Source organism: Streptomyces hokutonensis (assembly GCF_042751305.1).
GTDB classification, from domain to species: Bacteria; Actinomycetota; Actinomycetes; order Streptomycetales; family Streptomycetaceae; genus Streptomyces; species Streptomyces hokutonensis_A.
The window spans coordinates 39,846-56,003 of record NZ_JBHYWD010000027.1 but is presented as its reverse complement, the minus strand read 5'-3'; the positions used below and the strand labels follow the sequence as shown (position 1 = coordinate 56,003).

Annotated in this window: 14 protein-coding genes; 11 read left to right on the top strand and 3 right to left on the bottom strand. The window is 70.7% G+C overall.

The annotated features are described in order from the left end of the window. Positions 1-112: 112 nt before the first annotated feature. On the bottom strand, positions 113-1,459 hold the full coding sequence (murA, locus tag ACFXC1_RS43380) for a UDP-N-acetylglucosamine 1-carboxyvinyltransferase (RefSeq protein ID WP_019065962.1): 1,347 nt from the start codon (positions 1,457-1,459) through the stop codon (positions 113-115). A gap of 253 nt (positions 1,460-1,712) precedes the next feature. On the opposite strand from murA, the gene ACFXC1_RS43375 reads away from it, so the two are divergent. The 11 genes from ACFXC1_RS43375 to ACFXC1_RS43325 all read left to right on the top strand — a co-directional run bounded on the left by ACFXC1_RS43375 (position 1,713) and on the right by ACFXC1_RS43325 (position 15,018). Then, positions 1,713-2,288 carry a YqgE/AlgH family protein gene (locus tag ACFXC1_RS43375; protein WP_381253831.1) on the top strand — a complete coding sequence of 192 codons (576 nt, stop codon included), beginning with the start codon at positions 1,713-1,715 and terminating at the stop codon, positions 2,286-2,288. A 29-nt stretch (positions 2,289-2,317) separates the two neighbouring features. Continuing rightward, on the top strand, positions 2,318-2,605 hold the full coding sequence (locus ACFXC1_RS43370) for a DUF3039 domain-containing protein (protein ID WP_026178118.1): 288 nt from the start codon (positions 2,318-2,320) through the stop codon (positions 2,603-2,605). 227 nt (positions 2,606-2,832) lie between these two features. Then, positions 2,833-4,128 carry an extracellular solute-binding protein gene (locus ACFXC1_RS43365; protein WP_381253828.1) on the top strand — a complete coding sequence of 432 codons (1,296 nt, stop codon included), beginning with the start codon at positions 2,833-2,835 and terminating at the stop codon, positions 4,126-4,128. 42 nt (positions 4,129-4,170) lie between these two features. Next, positions 4,171-5,115 (top strand): carbohydrate ABC transporter permease, encoded by a 945-nt coding sequence (locus ACFXC1_RS43360; protein ID WP_381253825.1) that lies wholly within the window; start codon positions 4,171-4,173, stop codon positions 5,113-5,115. Then, a complete protein-coding gene (locus tag ACFXC1_RS43355) occupies positions 5,112-5,957 on the top strand; it encodes a carbohydrate ABC transporter permease (RefSeq protein ID WP_381253822.1) in 846 nt (281 codons plus the stop codon). Before ACFXC1_RS43360 ends, ACFXC1_RS43355 begins: the two co-directional genes overlap by 4 nt. Position 5,958: 1 nt before the next feature. Continuing rightward, the gene (locus ACFXC1_RS43350; protein WP_381253819.1) at positions 5,959-7,596 is read left to right on the top strand and encodes a beta-N-acetylhexosaminidase; all 1,638 of its coding nucleotides are present in this window, start codon (positions 5,959-5,961) and stop codon (positions 7,594-7,596) included. Between the two features lie 234 nt (positions 7,597-7,830). Then, the gene (locus tag ACFXC1_RS43345; protein WP_200714545.1) at positions 7,831-8,724 is read left to right on the top strand and encodes an FAD binding domain-containing protein; all 894 of its coding nucleotides are present in this window, start codon (positions 7,831-7,833) and stop codon (positions 8,722-8,724) included. After that, complete coding sequence (locus tag ACFXC1_RS43340; RefSeq protein ID WP_381253816.1) at positions 8,721-10,457, top strand: 2Fe-2S iron-sulfur cluster-binding protein; 1,737 nt, start codon at positions 8,721-8,723, stop codon at positions 10,455-10,457. The genes ACFXC1_RS43345 and ACFXC1_RS43340 overlap by 4 nt, the downstream gene beginning before the upstream one ends. Then, complete coding sequence (locus ACFXC1_RS43335) at positions 10,454-12,769, top strand: xanthine dehydrogenase family protein molybdopterin-binding subunit (RefSeq protein WP_381253814.1); 2,316 nt, start codon at positions 10,454-10,456, stop codon at positions 12,767-12,769. The genes ACFXC1_RS43340 and ACFXC1_RS43335 overlap by 4 nt, the downstream gene beginning before the upstream one ends. 257 nt (positions 12,770-13,026) lie before the next feature. Next, the gene (locus ACFXC1_RS43330) at positions 13,027-14,202 is read left to right on the top strand and encodes an SUKH-4 family immunity protein (protein ID WP_381253811.1); all 1,176 of its coding nucleotides are present in this window, start codon (positions 13,027-13,029) and stop codon (positions 14,200-14,202) included. A 108-nt stretch (positions 14,203-14,310) separates the two neighbouring features. Next, positions 14,311-15,018, top strand: coding sequence for a DinB family protein (locus ACFXC1_RS43325; RefSeq protein WP_381253809.1), 708 nt, complete (start codon positions 14,311-14,313; stop codon positions 15,016-15,018). Between the two features lies 1 nt (position 15,019). Here ACFXC1_RS43325 and ACFXC1_RS43320 read toward each other — a convergent pair whose 3' ends face one another. Together ACFXC1_RS43320 and ACFXC1_RS43315 are read right to left on the bottom strand one after the other, a co-directional pair. Next, positions 15,020-15,406 carry an AQJ64_40280 family protein gene (locus ACFXC1_RS43320; RefSeq protein WP_381254008.1) on the bottom strand — a complete coding sequence of 129 codons (387 nt, stop codon included), beginning with the start codon at positions 15,404-15,406 and terminating at the stop codon, positions 15,020-15,022. Positions 15,407-15,448: 42 nt separating this feature from the next. Further along, complete coding sequence (locus ACFXC1_RS43315) at positions 15,449-15,955, bottom strand: hypothetical protein (RefSeq protein ID WP_381253806.1); 507 nt, start codon at positions 15,953-15,955, stop codon at positions 15,449-15,451. Between the last annotated feature and the right edge of the window lie 203 nt (positions 15,956-16,158).

Below are 16,158 nucleotides of genomic sequence, written 5' to 3'. Positions count from 1 at the left end.
TCGAGCCTGCTCGCCGCGCGCGCCCGGCGGGTCGCCCCGAGCGCCCCCCCCCCCCGGCGGGGGCCCCCCCCGCGGGCGCGGCCCCCCGCCCCATCGTCGTACGTACGACTGCTTATCCGAGCGCCTTGCCCGGCAACTCCACCTTCGCGCCCAGCTCGACGAGCTTCTCCATGAAGTTCTCGTAGCCGCGGTTGATGAGGTCGATGCCGTGGACGCGGGACGTGCCCTGGGCCGCCAGCGCCGCGATGAGGTACGAGAAGCCGCCGCGGAGGTCGGGGATGACCAGGTCGGCGCCCTGGAGGCGGGTCGGGCCCGAGACGACCGCCGAGTGGAGGAAGTTGCGCTGGCCGAAGCGGCAGTGGGAGCCGCCGAGGCACTCGCGGTAGAGCTGGATGTGGGCGCCCATCTGGTTGAGCGCGGAGGTGAAGCCGAGGCGGGACTCGTAGACCGTCTCGTGGACGATGGAGAGGCCGGTCGCCTGCGTCAGGGCGACGACCAGCGGCTGCTGCCAGTCCGTCTGGAAGCCCGGGTGCACGTCCGTTTCGAGCGCGATGGACTTCAACTGGCCGCCGGGGTGCCAGAAGCGGATGCCCTCGTCGTCGATCGCGAAGGCACCGCCCACCTTCCGGTAGGTGTTGAGGAACGTCATCATCGAGCGCTGCTGCGCGCCCCGGACGTAGATGTTGCCTTCGGTCGCCAGCGCCGCGGACGCCCAGGACGCGGCCTCCAGACGGTCCGGGAGGGCGGCGTGGGTGTAGCCGCCGAGCGAGTCCACACCGGTGATGCGGATCGTGCGGTCGGTGTCCATGGCGATGATCGCGCCCATCTTCTGCAGTACGCAGATGAGGTCCTCGATCTCCGGTTCCACGGCCGCGTTGGCGAGTTCGGTGACGCCCTCCGCCAGCACCGCGGTCAGCAGCACCTGCTCGGTCGCGCCGACGGACGGGTACGGCAGCTTGATCTTCGTGCCGCGCAGCCGCTGCGGTGCCTCCAGGTACTGGCCGTCCGCCCGCTTCTCGATCTTCGCGCCGAACTGCCGCAGCACCTCGAAGTGGAAGTCGATCGGCCGGCCGCCGATGTCACAGCCGCCGAGACCCGGGATGAACGCGTGCCCGAGCCGGTGAAGCAGCGGACCGCAGAACAGGATCGGGATGCGCGAAGAACCCGCGTGGGCATCGATGTCGGCGACGTTGGCGCTCTCGACGTGCGACGGATCGAGCACCAGCTCGCCCGGCTCCTCACCCGGACGGACCGTCACCCCGTGCAGTTGCAGCAGTCCGCGTACGACCCGAACGTCTCGGATGTCCGGTACGTTGCGCAGTCGACTTGGCTCACTGCCCAGCAGGGCGGCGACCATGGCCTTGGGTACGAGGTTCTTCGCACCGCGGACACGGATCTCGCCCTCCAGCGGGGTTCCGCCGTGGACAAGCAGTACGTCGTCTGAGCCGTTGACGGTCATGAATCTCGCGTTCCGTGGAGTTGGGCAGGGGCCGAAGACGTAAGCGTAATGGCCGCCCACCCCCCTTCAGAAAGCCCGAGGACGACTCAGCCACGTCATAGCTGTGTCACAACACGAACCGTTCCCTATCGGGCACATGGGGTCACCGGGCGGGTCCGTGCGCGGCGGACGCTTCGGTGCGCCCTGAGCTGCATTCACTCAGGTACCCGCATTGCCTCCCCCATCACGCGGAAGATGCGGGATCATGTCTGGCATGACCGAGGTGTCCTCGCTCACAGGGCGGTTGCTCGTGGCAACACCCGCCCTGGCGGACCCGAACTTCGACCGCGCGGTGGTGCTCCTTCTCGACCACGACGAGGAGGGCTCCCTCGGTGTCGTCCTCAACCGGCCGACCCCGGTGGACGTCGGCGACATCCTTGAGGGCTGGGCGGATCTCGCCGGCGAGCCGGGAGTCGTCTTCCAGGGCGGCCCGGTGCAGTTGGACTCGGCCCTCGGCGTCGCCGTCATCCCGGGCGGCGCGTCGTCCTCCGAGCGCGCCCCGCTCGGCTGGCGGCGGGTGCACGGCGCGATCGGCCTCGTCGACCTGGAGGCCCCGCCGGAACTGCTCGCCTCGGCGCTCGGCTCCCTGAGAATCTTCGCCGGGTACGCCGGCTGGGGCCCCGGTCAGCTGGAGGACGAACTCGTCGACGGCGCCTGGTACGTCGTGGAATCGGAGCCCGGTGACGTCTCCTCGCCGTCCCCGGAGCGGCTCTGGCGCGAGGTGCTGCGCCGCCAGCGCAGCGAGCTCGCGATGGTGGCGACCTATCCGGACGACCCTTCGCTGAACTGATGCCGGTGGGCTTCAGTACCCTTGGCCGTATGAGCACTCTTGAGCCCGAGCGCGGGACTGGTACGGGGACCCTCGTAGAGCCGACGCCCCAGGTGTCGCACGGTGATGGGGACCATGAGCGCTTCGCCCATTACGTCCAGAAGGACAAGATCATGGCGAGCGCCCTGGACGGCACTCCTGTGGTGGCGTTGTGCGGGAAGGTCTGGGTGCCGGGCCGCGACCCGAAGAAGTACCCGGTGTGTCCCATGTGCAAGGAGATCTACGAGTCCATGGGCTCGGGCGGCGACGGAGACAAGGGCAAGGGCGGCGACAAGTAGCCGTTCGGCTGGTCTGACTTCGTAAGGCCCTCGGGGCGTGCTTCGGCGCGCCCCGAGGGCCTTTTTGCGTGTTTCGGCGGTTTTTCGAGGGCCTTTCGCGTGTCACGAAGTGGTTGAGACCTCTTGTGGCTTCGTTCATCCACTCCTTAATCTCCGTGGTGTTGTGCAGAGCGAAACACCCGTTGCATATGTTGCAACGCACGCCCGGATCCCCGGAGGAACGCTCCATGAAGCTCGCCCCCAGATTCGCCGTACTCCTGGCCACCGCCGCCGTCGTGGCGGGCTGCGCGCCCCAGACCTCCGGCAACTCGTCCTCGGAAAAGGACGAGACGAGCGGCACCCTGCGGGTGTGGCTCTTCCAGGAGGTCGGCAACGACCCGAAGGCGAAGGTCGTCGACTCCGTAGTCGCCGCATTCGAGAAGGTCCACAAGGGCACCAAGGTGGACGTCGAGTACATCCCGATCGACACCCGCGCCCAGCGCGTCAAGGCCGCGTTCAACGACCCGAAGTCCGCGCCCGACGTCATGGAGTACGGCAACACCGACACGGCCGGCTACGTCCATGACGGCGGACTCCTCGACGTCACCAAGGAGTTCGGCGCCTGGAGCGAGTCCAAGGACACCGACCCCACCGCGAAGCAGTCCGTCACGGTCGACGGCAAGCAGTACGGTTCCCCGTTCTACGTCGGCGTCCGCGCCCTCTACTACCGCACCGACGTCTTCACGGACCTCGGCCTCCAACCCCCCAAGACCATGGCCGAGTTGGCGTCCACCGCCCGGAAGATCCACAAGGCGAGGTCCGACCTCTACGGTCTTGTCGTCGGCGGCGCCTACACGTACGGCGCGATGCCCTTCGTGTGGGCCAACGGCGGCGAACTCGCCACGGCCAAGGACGGCACCTACACCTCCGCGATCGACAGCGCCGCCGCCCAGAAGGGCATCAAGGCCTACACCTCGCTCTTCACGGGCGACAACTGTCCCGCCGCCAAGTGCGCGGTCATGGGCGGCAACGACACGATCACCGCGTTCGCGGCCGGCAAGGCGGGCATGGCGATCGGCGGCGACTTCAGCCACAGCGCGGTCGAGGCGGGCAAGGTCAAGGGCAAGTACGCGGTCGTCCCGCTGCCCGGTGTCGCCTCCGGCTCGGTCGCCCCCGCGTTCGCCGGCGGCAACAACATCGGTGTTCTGAAGAGCACTTCGCACCGCACGCTCGCGGTCGACCTCATGGAACAGCTCACCTCGAAGGCGACACAGACCTCGATGTTCGACGCGATGGGCTTCCTGCCGACGTTCACGGACGTCCGCGACGCGGCCGCCGCGAAGGTGCCGTTCGAGAAGCCGTTCGTGCAGACCCTGGCCGCCGGGACCAAGTTCGTTCCCGCGTCGCCGGGTTGGTCCGAGATCGACTCCTCGCTGGTGCTGCCGACGATGCTCCAGGAGGTCATCAGCGGCAAGAAGAGCGTGGCGGCGGCTTCGAAGGACGCGGCCAAGAAGATGAACTCCGCGTTCAGCTCCGCGGGTTGAGCCGTGGCGCCCAATAGCTCGTTGACTGCGGATCGTTCGCGGGTGCGGGTTCGTCGTGGCCGGTCGCGCCCACGCGGCGGTAGCCGCAAATTCGGCACAGCCCCGCGCCCCTTGGGGGGTTGGACCACCCCTTGGATCTATCTCGCCCCGGCGCTCGTCGTCCTCGGCGGTCTGCTCGTCTACCCCATCTACCAACTCGGCCTGATCTCGTTCTTCCAGTACACGCAGGCCCAGGTCAGTGGTGGCGAGCCGACGACCTTCAAGGGGTTCGGGAACTACGCGGAGCTGTTCTCCGACAGCCAGTTCTGGCAGGTGCTGCTGTCGACCGTGCTGTTCGCGGGGGCCTGCGTGGTCTCGACCCTCGCGGTCGGCTGCGCCCTCGCCGTGCTGCTCACCCGCGTGCGGGCCGTGCCCCGACTCGTGCTGATGCTGGCCGCGTTGGGGGCGTGGGCGACCCCGGCGGTGACGGGTTCGACGGTCTGGCTGCTGCTCTTCGACCCGGACTTCGGCCCGGTGAACCGCGTCCTGGGCCTCGGCGACCACTCGTGGACGTACGGACGCCTCAGCGCGTTCTTCCTCGTCCTGCTCGAAGTGGTGTGGTGCTCCTTCCCGTTCGTGATGGTGACGGTCTACGCCGGCATCCGCGCCGTACCCTCCGAGGTCCTGGAGGCCGCGGCCCTGGACGGCGCCTCGCAGTGGCGTATCTGGCGGTCCGTGTTGACGCCGATGCTCCGGCCGATCCTGACCGTCGTCACCATCCAGTCCGTCATCTGGGACTTCAAGGTCTTCACCCAGATCTACGTCATGACCAACGGCGGCGGCATCGCGGGCCAGAACCTCGTCCTCAACGTGTACGCCTACCAACAGGCCTTCGCGTCCTCGAAGTACAGCCTCGGCTCGGCGATCGGCGTCGTCATGCTGCTGATGCTGCTCGCCGTCACGCTGGTCTATCTGCGCCTGCTCCGCAGGCAGGGGGAGGAGCTGTGAGTACGCTCCGCGGTCTTGTACGACGGCCCTGGCGGCTCGCGGCCGAGGCCTCGGCGCTGCTGGTCGCGGTCGTGGTCGCCTTCCCCCTCTATTGGATGGTGCTCAGCGCCTTCAAACCGGCTGGGGAAATCGAGTCGAGCGAGCCCCGGCCGTGGACCCTCGCGCCCTCCCTGGACTCCTTCCGACGGGTCTTCGGGCAGCAGGAATTCGGCCGCTACTTCGTCAACAGCCTTGTGGTGGCGGGCACGGTGGTGATCGTCTCGGCACTGATCGCCTTTCTCGCCGCGACCGCCGTGACCCGATTCCGGTTCCGCTTCCGGGCCACTCTCCTGATCATGTTCCTGGTGGCCCAGATGGTGCCCGTGGAAGCGCTGACGATCCCCCTGTTCTTCACCATGCGGGGCCTCGGTCTGCTGAACACCCTGGGGTCGCTGATCCTGCCTCAGATCGCCTTCTCGCTGCCGTTCGCGATCTGGATGCTGCGGGGCTTCGTGAAAGCCGTACCGGACGCGCTGGAGGAGGCCGCGTACATCGACGGGGCGAGCCGGACGCGATTCCTGTGGCAGATCCTTTTCCCGCTCGTCTTCCCGGGGCTCGTCGCCACGAGCGTGTTTTCCTTCATCTCGGCCTGGAACGACTTCCTCTTCGCCAAGTCCTTCATCATCAGCGACACTTCCCAGTCGACCCTGCCGATGGCCCTGTTGGTCTTCTACAAGCCCGACGATCCTGACTGGGGCGGGGTCATGGCGGCCTCCACGGTGATGACGATTCCGGTGCTGGTGTTCTTCGTACTCGTACAGCGACGCCTGGTCTCGGGGCTGGGCGGAGCGGTTAAGGACTGACGTGACCGATGTGATTCCGCTGCCCCGGTACGCCCACACCTACCGCGGCCACTTCGAACTCGGGCCCGACACACGCCTGGTGGCGGGCGAGGGCGCCGGGACGAGCGAGCGCTGGCTGCGCGGGGTGCTCGGAGCGGCCACCGGCTTTCCGCTGGCTCCGGGGGACTCGCCCGAGAACGCCGTCCAGCTGTACATCCACCCCATGGTGACCAAGGACCTCGGCCCGGAGGGCTACCGCCTGATGGTCCTGTCCCACACCGTCCACGTGGTCGGCGGCGGCCCGGCGGGGCTCTTCTGGGGCGCTCAGACGCTACGTCAACTGCTGGGCCCCGACGCCTTCCGGCGAGCGCCGCTGCCCGGCCGGGAATGGCGGTTGCCCCTGATCCACGTTCAGGACTCCCCCCGCTTCCCCTGGCGCGGCCTCATGCTCGACGTCGCCCGGCATTTCATGCCCAAGGAAGGCGTCCTGCGCTACCTGGATCTGATGGCGGCGCACAAACTCAACGTCTTCCACTTCCACCTGACGGACGACCAGGGCTGGCGCGTACAGATCAAGCGGTACCCGAAGCTGACCGAGATCGGCTCGTGGCGGGCCCGCACGAAATTCGGCCACCGTGCCTCACCCCTGTGGGACGACAAGCCCCACGGCGGCTACTACACACAGGACGACATCCGCGAGATCGTCGCCTACGCCGCCGAGCGGCATATCACCGTGGTCCCGGAAATCGACGTACCGGGACACTCGCAGGCCGCCATCGCCGCGTATCCGGAACTCGGCAACACGGACGTCATCACTGCATCGATCGAGGGGGGCAACTCCCTCTCCGTCTGGGACAACTGGGGCATCAACCCGAACGTACTCGCCCCCACTGACAACACCCTGCGCTTCTACGAGGGGGTGTTCGAGGAACTCCTCGACCTGTTCCCCTCGGAGTTCATTCACGTCGGCGGCGACGAATGCCCCAAGGACCAGTGGAAGCAGTCGCCGACCGCGCAGGCGCGCATCGCCGACCTCGGGCTCGCGGACGAGGACGAGTTGCAGTCGTGGTTCATCGGGCACTTCGACAAGTGGCTCTTCGCGCGCGGGAGAAGGCTCGTCGGCTGGGACGAGATCCTGGAGGGCGGCCTCGCCGACGGGGCCGTCGTGTCGTCCTGGCGCGGCTACGAGGGCGGGATCACCGCCGCCCGCGCGGGCCACGACGTCGTCATGTGCCCTGAACAGCACGTGTACTTGGACTGGCGCCAGGATGCCGGCGAGGACGAGCCGGTGCCGATCGCCCATGTGCGCACCCTGGAGGACGTCTACCGCTTCGAGCCCGTTCCCTCGCAGCTCACCGAGGCCGAGGCCCGTCATGTGCTGGGCACGCAGGCCAACGTGTGGACCGAGGTGATGGAGGATCACGCGCGCGTGGACTACCAGACGTTCCCCAGGCTGGCCGCGTTCGCCGAGGTCGCCTGGAGCGCCCTTCCGGCGCCCGGGGAACGGGACTTCGCCGACTTCGAGCGCCGGATGACCGCCCACTACCCGCGACTCGACGCCCTGGGCGTCGCCTACCGTCCGCCTACAGGACCCCTGCCGTGGCAGCGCCGCCCCGGAGTGCTCGGACGACCCAAGGACGGCCCGCCCCCGAACGCCTAGACCACGGAAGGGAGAAAGCCCCCAGGAGTCACCGATGAGTGGCAATTGGCGCATGCCGGTGATGCCGTACCAAAACGGACCATCTCGCTGATGAGGTGGGCGAATGCCTCCTAGCGGACCCCCGCGTTCGGGTCTTGCGAAGATGTGCCAGAGTTGCCACGTCCGCCCTGTCAGCACGTACCGTACGGCAGCAACAGGTGGGACCAGGTGGGGCAGCGGGAAGGGGCAGCCGGTTTGACCACGCACGCACCGCAGGCGGGGCAGTCCGTCACGCTGCCCACAACGCTGGACGAGGCCGTGGCGGCGCTCACGGCCTTGCCCACGGCCGTTCCCGTGGCCGGCGGCACCGACCTCATGGCGGCCGTCAACTCGGGCCAGCTGAGGCCCAGCGCGCTGGTCGGTCTCGGGCGGATCAGCGAGATCCGGGGCTGGCAGTACCAGGACGGCCACGCGCTGCTCGGCGCGGGCCTCACGCACGCCCGCATGGGCCGCCCCGACTTCGCCGCCCTCATCCCGGCGCTCGCCGCCTCGGCGCGTGCCGCGGGCCCGCCGCAGATCCGCAACGCGGGCACCCTGGGCGGCAACATCGCCTCGGCCGCGCCCACCGGTGACGCGCTGCCCGTACTGGCCGCCCTGGAGGCGACGCTGATCATCGCGGGCCCGGGCGGAGCCCGCCGGGAGATCCCGGTGTCGCACCTCCTGGCCGGCGTCGAGATGCTGCGCGGCGGCGAACTCATCGGCTTCGTGCGCGTGCCCCTGCTGCACGCCCCGCAGGTCTTCCTGAAGGCGACCGGCCGGACCGGACCCGGGCGCTCGGTCGCGTCCGTCGCGGTCGTCCTCGACCCCGCGAGGCGCGGTGTCAGGTGCGCCGTCGGCGCCATAGCGCCGATGCCGCTCAGACCTCTGGACGCCGAGCAGTGGGTGGCCCGGCTGATCGACTGGGACAACGGCCGCGCGATCGTCCCGGAGGCGCTGACCGCCTTCGGGGAGTACGTCGCCGCGGCCTGCATCCCCGACCCGGCCCCGGCCGAGGACGGCTCCGTGGAACAGCTTCCGCCCGCGGTACTGCACCTGCGGCGCACCGTCGCCGCACTTGCCCGACGAGCACTCGGGAGGGCGCTGTCGTGACCGACGACCAGCACGGAGAGAGCACCCCCCAGGGCGGCGGACGCTGGGACCCGCTGCCCCAGGGCGACTACGACGACGGCGCCACGGCCTTCGTGAAACTCCCCGAAGGGGGCATCGACGCCCTCCTCGCCGCCCCGGGCCACGGCTATGTGCCGCCGCCCATAGCGGCCGGCCCCGCCCCGGACGGCGACCCCTCGGGCACCGGCTCCTGGGCCGTGCCCGCCGAGGGCGTCCAGTGGCCCGACCCGAACGCCGTACCGCAGCAGGGGACGGCCGGGGGCGAGCAGTTCGCGTACCACCCCGGGGCCACCGGCCAGTGGACCTTCCAGGACACCAACGCCCCGGACGCGGGCGCCGCGCCCGGTCACGACGTGACCGGGGAGTGGTCGATCCCCGTCGCCGGAGGTGATCTCCCGGACGAATCGGGCGAGTTCACCACCTCCGCCCTGGTCGAGCAGTGGGGCGGCACCCCGCCCGCCACCCTGCCCGGCGGCGCGCCCGCGCCCTGGGCGACGGACGGCGCGGGCCAGAACTGGGCCCAGCAGGCGTCCGGCACGGGCGTGACGGAGCGGCCCGGCCGGCCCGACACGCACACCGACGGCCGGGGTGCGGCCCACCCGGCGACGGGCACCGACGGGCGGGGCACGGCGTTCCCCGCGAACGGCACCGACGGCCGGGGCGCGGCCTACCCCGCGACGGACACCGACGGACGCGGCGTGGCACACCCCGCCGACCGGTCCGAGGCGCACCCCGCCGCCGAGTCGACCCGCCGCTCGTACGAGGAACCCCAGGGCAGCGACCCGTACGCGCACGCCCGCACCGAGGCGGCCTCCGACCCCTACGGCGACGCGCGTGGCGACCGCCACGACGACGCCTCCGCCGAACTCGCCGCGGCCGACGCGCAGTCGGCCGACGAGAACGACACGGTGGGCGACGATGCCGAAGGGGTCGAGGGGGCCACTGAGAGCCCCACTGAGCCCCCCGCGGCGGCCGACGCGTCCGATGGCGCCGGAGCCGCCCCGGAGGCTGCTGAGGCGCCCGTGACGGCCGCGGACGCCGAGGCGCCGGACGAGACCGCCGAGCCCGGCCCGAAGCTCCCCGGCGACGAACACCCGCTCGCCTCCTACGTGTTGCGCGTCAACGGCGCCGACCGGCCCGTCACCGACGCCTGGATCGGCGAGTCGCTCCTCTACGTGCTCCGCGAACGCCTCGGCCTCGCGGGCGCCAAGGACGGCTGCTCGCAGGGCGAGTGCGGGGCCTGCAACGTCCAGGTCGACGGACGGCTCGTCGCCTCCTGCCTGGTGCCCGCCGTCACCGCCGCCGGCTCCGAGGTCCGTACGGTCGAGGGTCTCGCCGTCGAGGGGCAGCCCTCGGACGTGCAGCGGGCGCTCGCCAAGTGCGGTGCCGTGCAGTGCGGTTTCTGCGTGCCCGGCATGGCGATGACCGTGCACGACCTCCTGGAGGGCAACCCCGCGCCCACCGAACTGGAGGCGCGCCAGGCCCTGTGCGGCAACCTGTGCCGCTGCTCCGGCTACCGGGGTGTCCTGGACGCCGTACAGGAAGTCGTCGCCGAACGCGAGGCGCACGCCGCTGCCGCCGAACCTGAGTCGGACGGCGACGAGGCGCGTATTCCCCATCAGGCGGGCCCCGGAGCCGGTGGTGTCCACCAGTCGGCGTTCGAGTCCCCGCGCACGCAGGACCAGGTGTACGGCCAGGACGGAGGTCAGGCGTGAGCAACGAAGCCGCCACCGCGACCACGGAGGCCGCGCCCGCCCCGGAGCATCCGGGCCACGGCCTGGGCGCCTCGCTCCCGGCCGCCGACGCCCGCGCCAAGACCGAGGGCACCTTCCCGTACGCCGCCGACCTGTGGGCCGAGGGCCTCCTGTGGGCGGCCGTCCTGCGCTCGCCGCACCCGCACGCGCGCATCGTGTCCGTCGACACGTCCCACGCGCGGGACATGCCCGGCGTACGGGCCGTCATCACCCACGAGGACGTGCCGGGCAAGGACCGCTACGGCCGGGGCACCGCCGACCGCCCGGTGTTCGCCTCCGAAGTGGTGCGCCACCACGGGGAGCCCATCGCCGCCGTCGCCGCCGACCATCCGGACACCGCGCGGATGGCCGCCGCCGCCATCATGGTCGAGTACGAAGTACTCGACCCGGTGACCGACCCCGAGCAGGCCTTCGAGGCCGAGCCGCTGCACCCCGACGGCAACCTGATCCGGCACATCCCGCTGCGCCACGGCGACCCGGACGCGGCCGGCGACATCGTCGTCGAGGGCCTGTACCGCATCGGCCGCCAGGACCCCGCCCCCATCGGCGCCGAGGCCGGCCTCGCCGTGCCCCGCCCCGACGGCGGCGTCGAGCTCTACATCGCCTCCACGGACCCGCACACCGACCGTGACACGGCCGCCGCCTGCTACGGCCTGGAGCCCGACCGCGTGAAGGTCGTCGTCACCGGCGTCCCCGGGGCCACCGCCGACCGCGAGGACCAGGGCTTCCAACTCCCGCTCGGGCTGCTCGCGTTGAAGACCGGCTGCCCGGTCAAACTCACCGCCACGCGCGAGGAGTCCTTCCTCGGCCACACCCACCGCCACCCCACGCTCCTGCGCTACCGCCACCACGCCGACGAGGACGGCCGCCTGGTCAAGGTCGAGGCCCAGGTGCTGCTCGACGCGGGCGCCTACGCCGACACCTCCTCGGAGGCCCTGGCCGCCGCCGTCTCCTTCGCCTGCGGCCCCTACGTCGTCCCGAACGCCTTCATCGAGGGCTGGGCCGTCCGCACCAACAACCCGCCCTCCGGGCACGTGCGCGGCGAGGGCGCCATGCAGGTCTGCGCAGCCTACGAGGCGCAGATGGACAAGCTCGCCAAGAAGCTCGCCATGGACCCGGCGGAGCTGCGCCTGCGCAACGCCATGGCCACCGGTGACGTCCTCCCGACCGGCCAGACGGTGACCTGCCCGGCACCCGTCGCCGAACTCCTCCAGGCCGTACGGGACTTCCCGCTGCCGCAGCTCCCCAAGGACACCCCCGAGGACGAGTGGCTGCTGCCCGGCGGCCCCGAGGGCGCGGGCGAACCGGGCGCGGTGCGCCGGGGCGTCGGCTACGGCCTCGGCATGGTCCACATGCTCGGCGCGGAGGGCGCCGACGAGGTCTCCACGGCCACCGTGAAGGTCCACGACGGCATCGCCACGGTCCTGTGCGCGGCCGTGGAGACCGGCCAGGGCTTCACCACTCTGGCCCGCCAGATCGTCCAGGAGACCCTCGGTATCGACGAGGTGCATGTCGCCCCCGTGGACACCGATCAGCCCCCGGCCGGGCCTGGTTGCCGAGGACGTCATACCTGGGTCTCGGGCGGCGCGGTCGAACGAGCCGCGAAAATGGTCCGCACCCAGCTGTTGCAGCCCCTGGCGCACAAGTTCGGCATGTCCACCGAACTCCTCCAGATCACCGACGGCAAGATCACGTCGTACGACGGAGTCCTCTCTACGACCGTTACCGAGGCCCTGGACGGCAAGGAACTGTGGGCCACCGCCCAGTGCCGCCCGCACCCGACCGAGCCCCTGGACGAGGCGGGCCAGGGCGACGCCTTCGTGGGCCTCGCGTTCTGCGCGATCCGCGCGGTGGTCGACGTCGACATCGAACTCGGCTCCGTCCGGGTCGTCGAACTGGCCCTCGCCCAGGACGTCGGCCGCATCCTGAACCCGACCCAGTTGGTCGCCCGTATCGAGGGCGGGGTGACCCAGGGCGTAGGCATCGCGTTGACGGAAAACCTGCGCACCGCGCGCGGGTTGATCCGCCACCCCGACCTCACCGGCTACGCCCTCCCCACCGCCCTGGACACCCCCGACATCAAGATCGTGAAACTCGTCGAGGAACGTGACGTGGTCGCCCCCTTCGGGGCGAAGGCGGTCAGCGCGGTACCGGTGGTCACGTCCCCGGCAGCCATCGCCTCCGCCGTGCGCGCCGCGACGGGCCGCCCCGTGAACCGGCTCCCGATCCGCCCCCAGGCGGCGGTTGTCACGAACGGGCAGTACGGCCAGTAGGCGGCGCCGGCAGAGCGGTCGCCGAGGGACGGGAACGTTCACGGGTGGTCCGAGCGTCTGATGGGGTGAGGATGTTTCGGACGTTTCGCGTCCGTCCGCGCTCCGCGAGGCGTCCTCGCCGCGGTCTCGCCGCGTTTTCGCTGGTCAGGGCCATTGTCAGTGGTGCCGCGTAGTGTTCTGGGCAGTGGGGACGACAGCGGAACACCGGTGCCGCACGGGGAAGATTCACGCACGGGGGAACCATGCACGGGGGAACGATGAGCAGGACCGACGCCGGTTCTACGGCGACCATGATCACCTTGACCGAGGAGGACCTCGATCCGTACGTCACGCACGCGTCCACGCGCCGCTGGCTGACGGGCCCCGGACTGCCGGGCGACAGCGGCCTGTTGACGTTCGAGGAGCTGCGCAGGGAGGGCCTGCGGACGGTCGCGGACTCGCTGGGCGATCCCGACCCGCTGGCGGCGGAGCTCCGGGACCAGCTGGTGATAGGCGCGCTGTGGGGACCCGACGGCGGCGAGGCGGAGTCGATCCTGCTGGACGGCGAGACGGGCGAGATCGCCACGACGTACTTCTTCCACGACCGCCCGGACCTGATGGAGACCGGCCCGCTGGCCCCGTCGGTCGAGACGCTGGCCCGCTTCACCACGACCACCGACGAACTGACCGCCCTGCGCGGCCAGTTCGCCTCCTACGAGGGCCGCCACGGCGCGCAGACGGTTGCGGAGGCGTCACGCCACCTGCTCTCGATCTTCGAGTCGGAGACGGACGGCGAGGTGTCCCCGTTCTGGAAGGCGGCGGCCCTGATCCGCCCGCTGGCCCTGGTCGCGGGCCCCGGCACGACCTCGGGCCTGACCCTCGACATCCCGGCCCGCCTGCTGGACCAGGAGTTCGGCCACGGCACGGTGGCCCGCTTCGAGGAGGTCGACTTCCCCGCCACGCTCACCCACGAGCCGACCCGCCGCTTCCTGCGCGAGACGGGCCTGCCCGAGGACGCGATCCTCTTCCAGCTGGACACGGATGTCCCGCTCCCGACTCTGGCCGAGTTCTACGAGGACGAGCCCGCCGACGAACTCCCGGCCCGTTCCCGCGAGTTGATCCGCCTCGGCCATCTCGTAGAGGACAACAGCCTGGTTGTGGACGGCGCCACGGGCGAGATCCTCACCTGGAGCGAGCCGGAAGCGACGCTGGCCCCCCTCAACACGGACGTCTCCACCCTCGCCTTCACCCTCTGGCTGCTCCACCGTGAGCGGGCGATCGACGCGAACCTCTCGGGCGAGCTGACGGCGGAGGCGTACGACCAGTTGGCCACGACGATGCTCCAGACCCTGTCGACGGTGGACCCGACGGGCCGGCAGACCAGGGCGGCCGGCCGACGCCACCCGCACTACTGGACGGAGGCGTTCCAGGACGAGGCGGGAGGGGTGCTCTGAGTGCTCTGACGCGGACGCGGATACGGGCTACGGCGGAATTCGCTCGCGCCGATGCGAGCTGAGCCGCTACCTTCCGCCTGACCGCAACGCGGCGAGGGGGAACGGGACATGGACACCGACCACACACGGACCGACCGACTGGGCCTGCTGCTGGAGCAGTTCGACAAGGCCCGGGAGATGGCCCAGGTCCGGCTGACGGGACTCGGCGACGAGGAGTACCTCTGGGAGCCGGCGCCCGACTGCTGGTCCCTCCGCCGCCGGAGCGAGGCGGTGACACCGAGAGCGTTCGGACCGGGCGAGTGGGTCCTCGACCTGGGCGCACCGGACATCCCGGCGAGCGAGTACGCCGAGGTCGCCCGCCAGGCCGCCGACGGCATGACCGTCGACAAGATCGCCGAGGACTGGAGCGTGACCGTCGAACGGGTCGAGCAGGTCCTCGCCCACACCGGTGAGCCCGAACCGGACTCGACGCCGATCACGACGATCGCGTGGCGCCTGGGCCACCTGCACTTCCAGTTCGCGGGGGCGTGGGAGTGGACGTTCGGCGACCGACGCCAGGACCCGAAACAGATGGTCGACTTCAGCCCCTCCGCGTCCCTGGCCCTGGACCGGTTCTGGCCGGTGATCGACCGCTGGCGGACAGCCGTAGCCACGGTGACGGAAGAGGACCTGGACACTGTCGGCCTCTCCCAATACCCGTACGGCTCCGACCCCGACGACCCGTACATAGCCGTCGTGGCGGGAGCCAACCTGGAGTTCATCCACCACATGGCGGAGATCGCACTGCTGCGGGACCTGTGGCGGGCGCGGAGGTGAGTCAGCCTCGGGACCGGGCACTCCACGCGCGCTGGAGAGCCCCCTGCACACCCTCCCCGAGAACCGCGCGTGTCGTCATCTCGCCGGGCAACGTGGGCAGTTCAGCCCAATGCGTCACAGTCTCCGCACTGCCGAGCCCGTAGGGCAGCCGGACGACCCCGTCGGAGTCGACGAAGCAGTCCCGGTGCTCGGTCCCGTCCGCACCGAAGTGCAGAGCCGTGAAGTACATCGGCCGCACGAGCCAGAACTCCTCACCCAGCGCGTCACTGGACTCGGTGCCGTCGTCGGCCGGATACCGCCCGGTGATCGCGGCAGCCACGGGGGTGCCGCTTGAGGGCAGTGCGCTGCGCGCGTCCACCCACGTCACCACGGTGTCCAGATTCACCAGCTCCACGCCTGACAAGACGACTGGCCGCCCGCGCAGGTTGCCTCAACTTCCTTCGCGCTGGGTGGCGTAAGCCGCCGCAGCGGACGCGCAGTTGACCCGCGGGTTGCCGGCGGGCACCGACTGCTCCAGATGCTGCAGGACACCGAACGCGTCCTCGTCGTCGACACCGTTCTTCTTCAGTCCCTCCAGCGTGGAACCCGCGACCACGGCCAGACGCGGGCGGTCCTGCGTACAGCGTGGCGCCAACGCGTCGAGAACCTGCTGATACTGCGCGGCGGGCCGCCCGGTCCCGTCCAGATCGGCCAGTTTCTGCGCCGGCCCCGATGCCGATGCGGAAGCGTGGGTGGCCGGTGTCCGCGCGGCCGGACCGCCGGGGCTCACTCCAGGGGCCGAGCCCGCCGCCGAGGTGCTGTGTCCGGAGGCACCTCCGCCCCCGTAGACCACGCCGAGGACGACCAACGAAGCCGCGATCAGCCCCCCGACCCCGACAGCGACCTTCTTCTCCTTGCTCAGCGACACCCTCGACCCCGAACCGGGCTCCTGACTCACAATCCCCCCTGCACAGACCTGGCGCCCCTCATCCAGGGCACGGCTCCGGGACGGTACACCTACGAGCAGCGCAACCGAACAGAAGGGGGGGGGGGCCCGGGCGGGGGGGGGCGGGCGAGGAGAGGTGGGGGCGGGGGGGGGGGTAGAGCGCGTAGGGATGTCGGGTTGTTGTGTGTGTGTGGGTGGTGGGGGGGGGGGCGGGA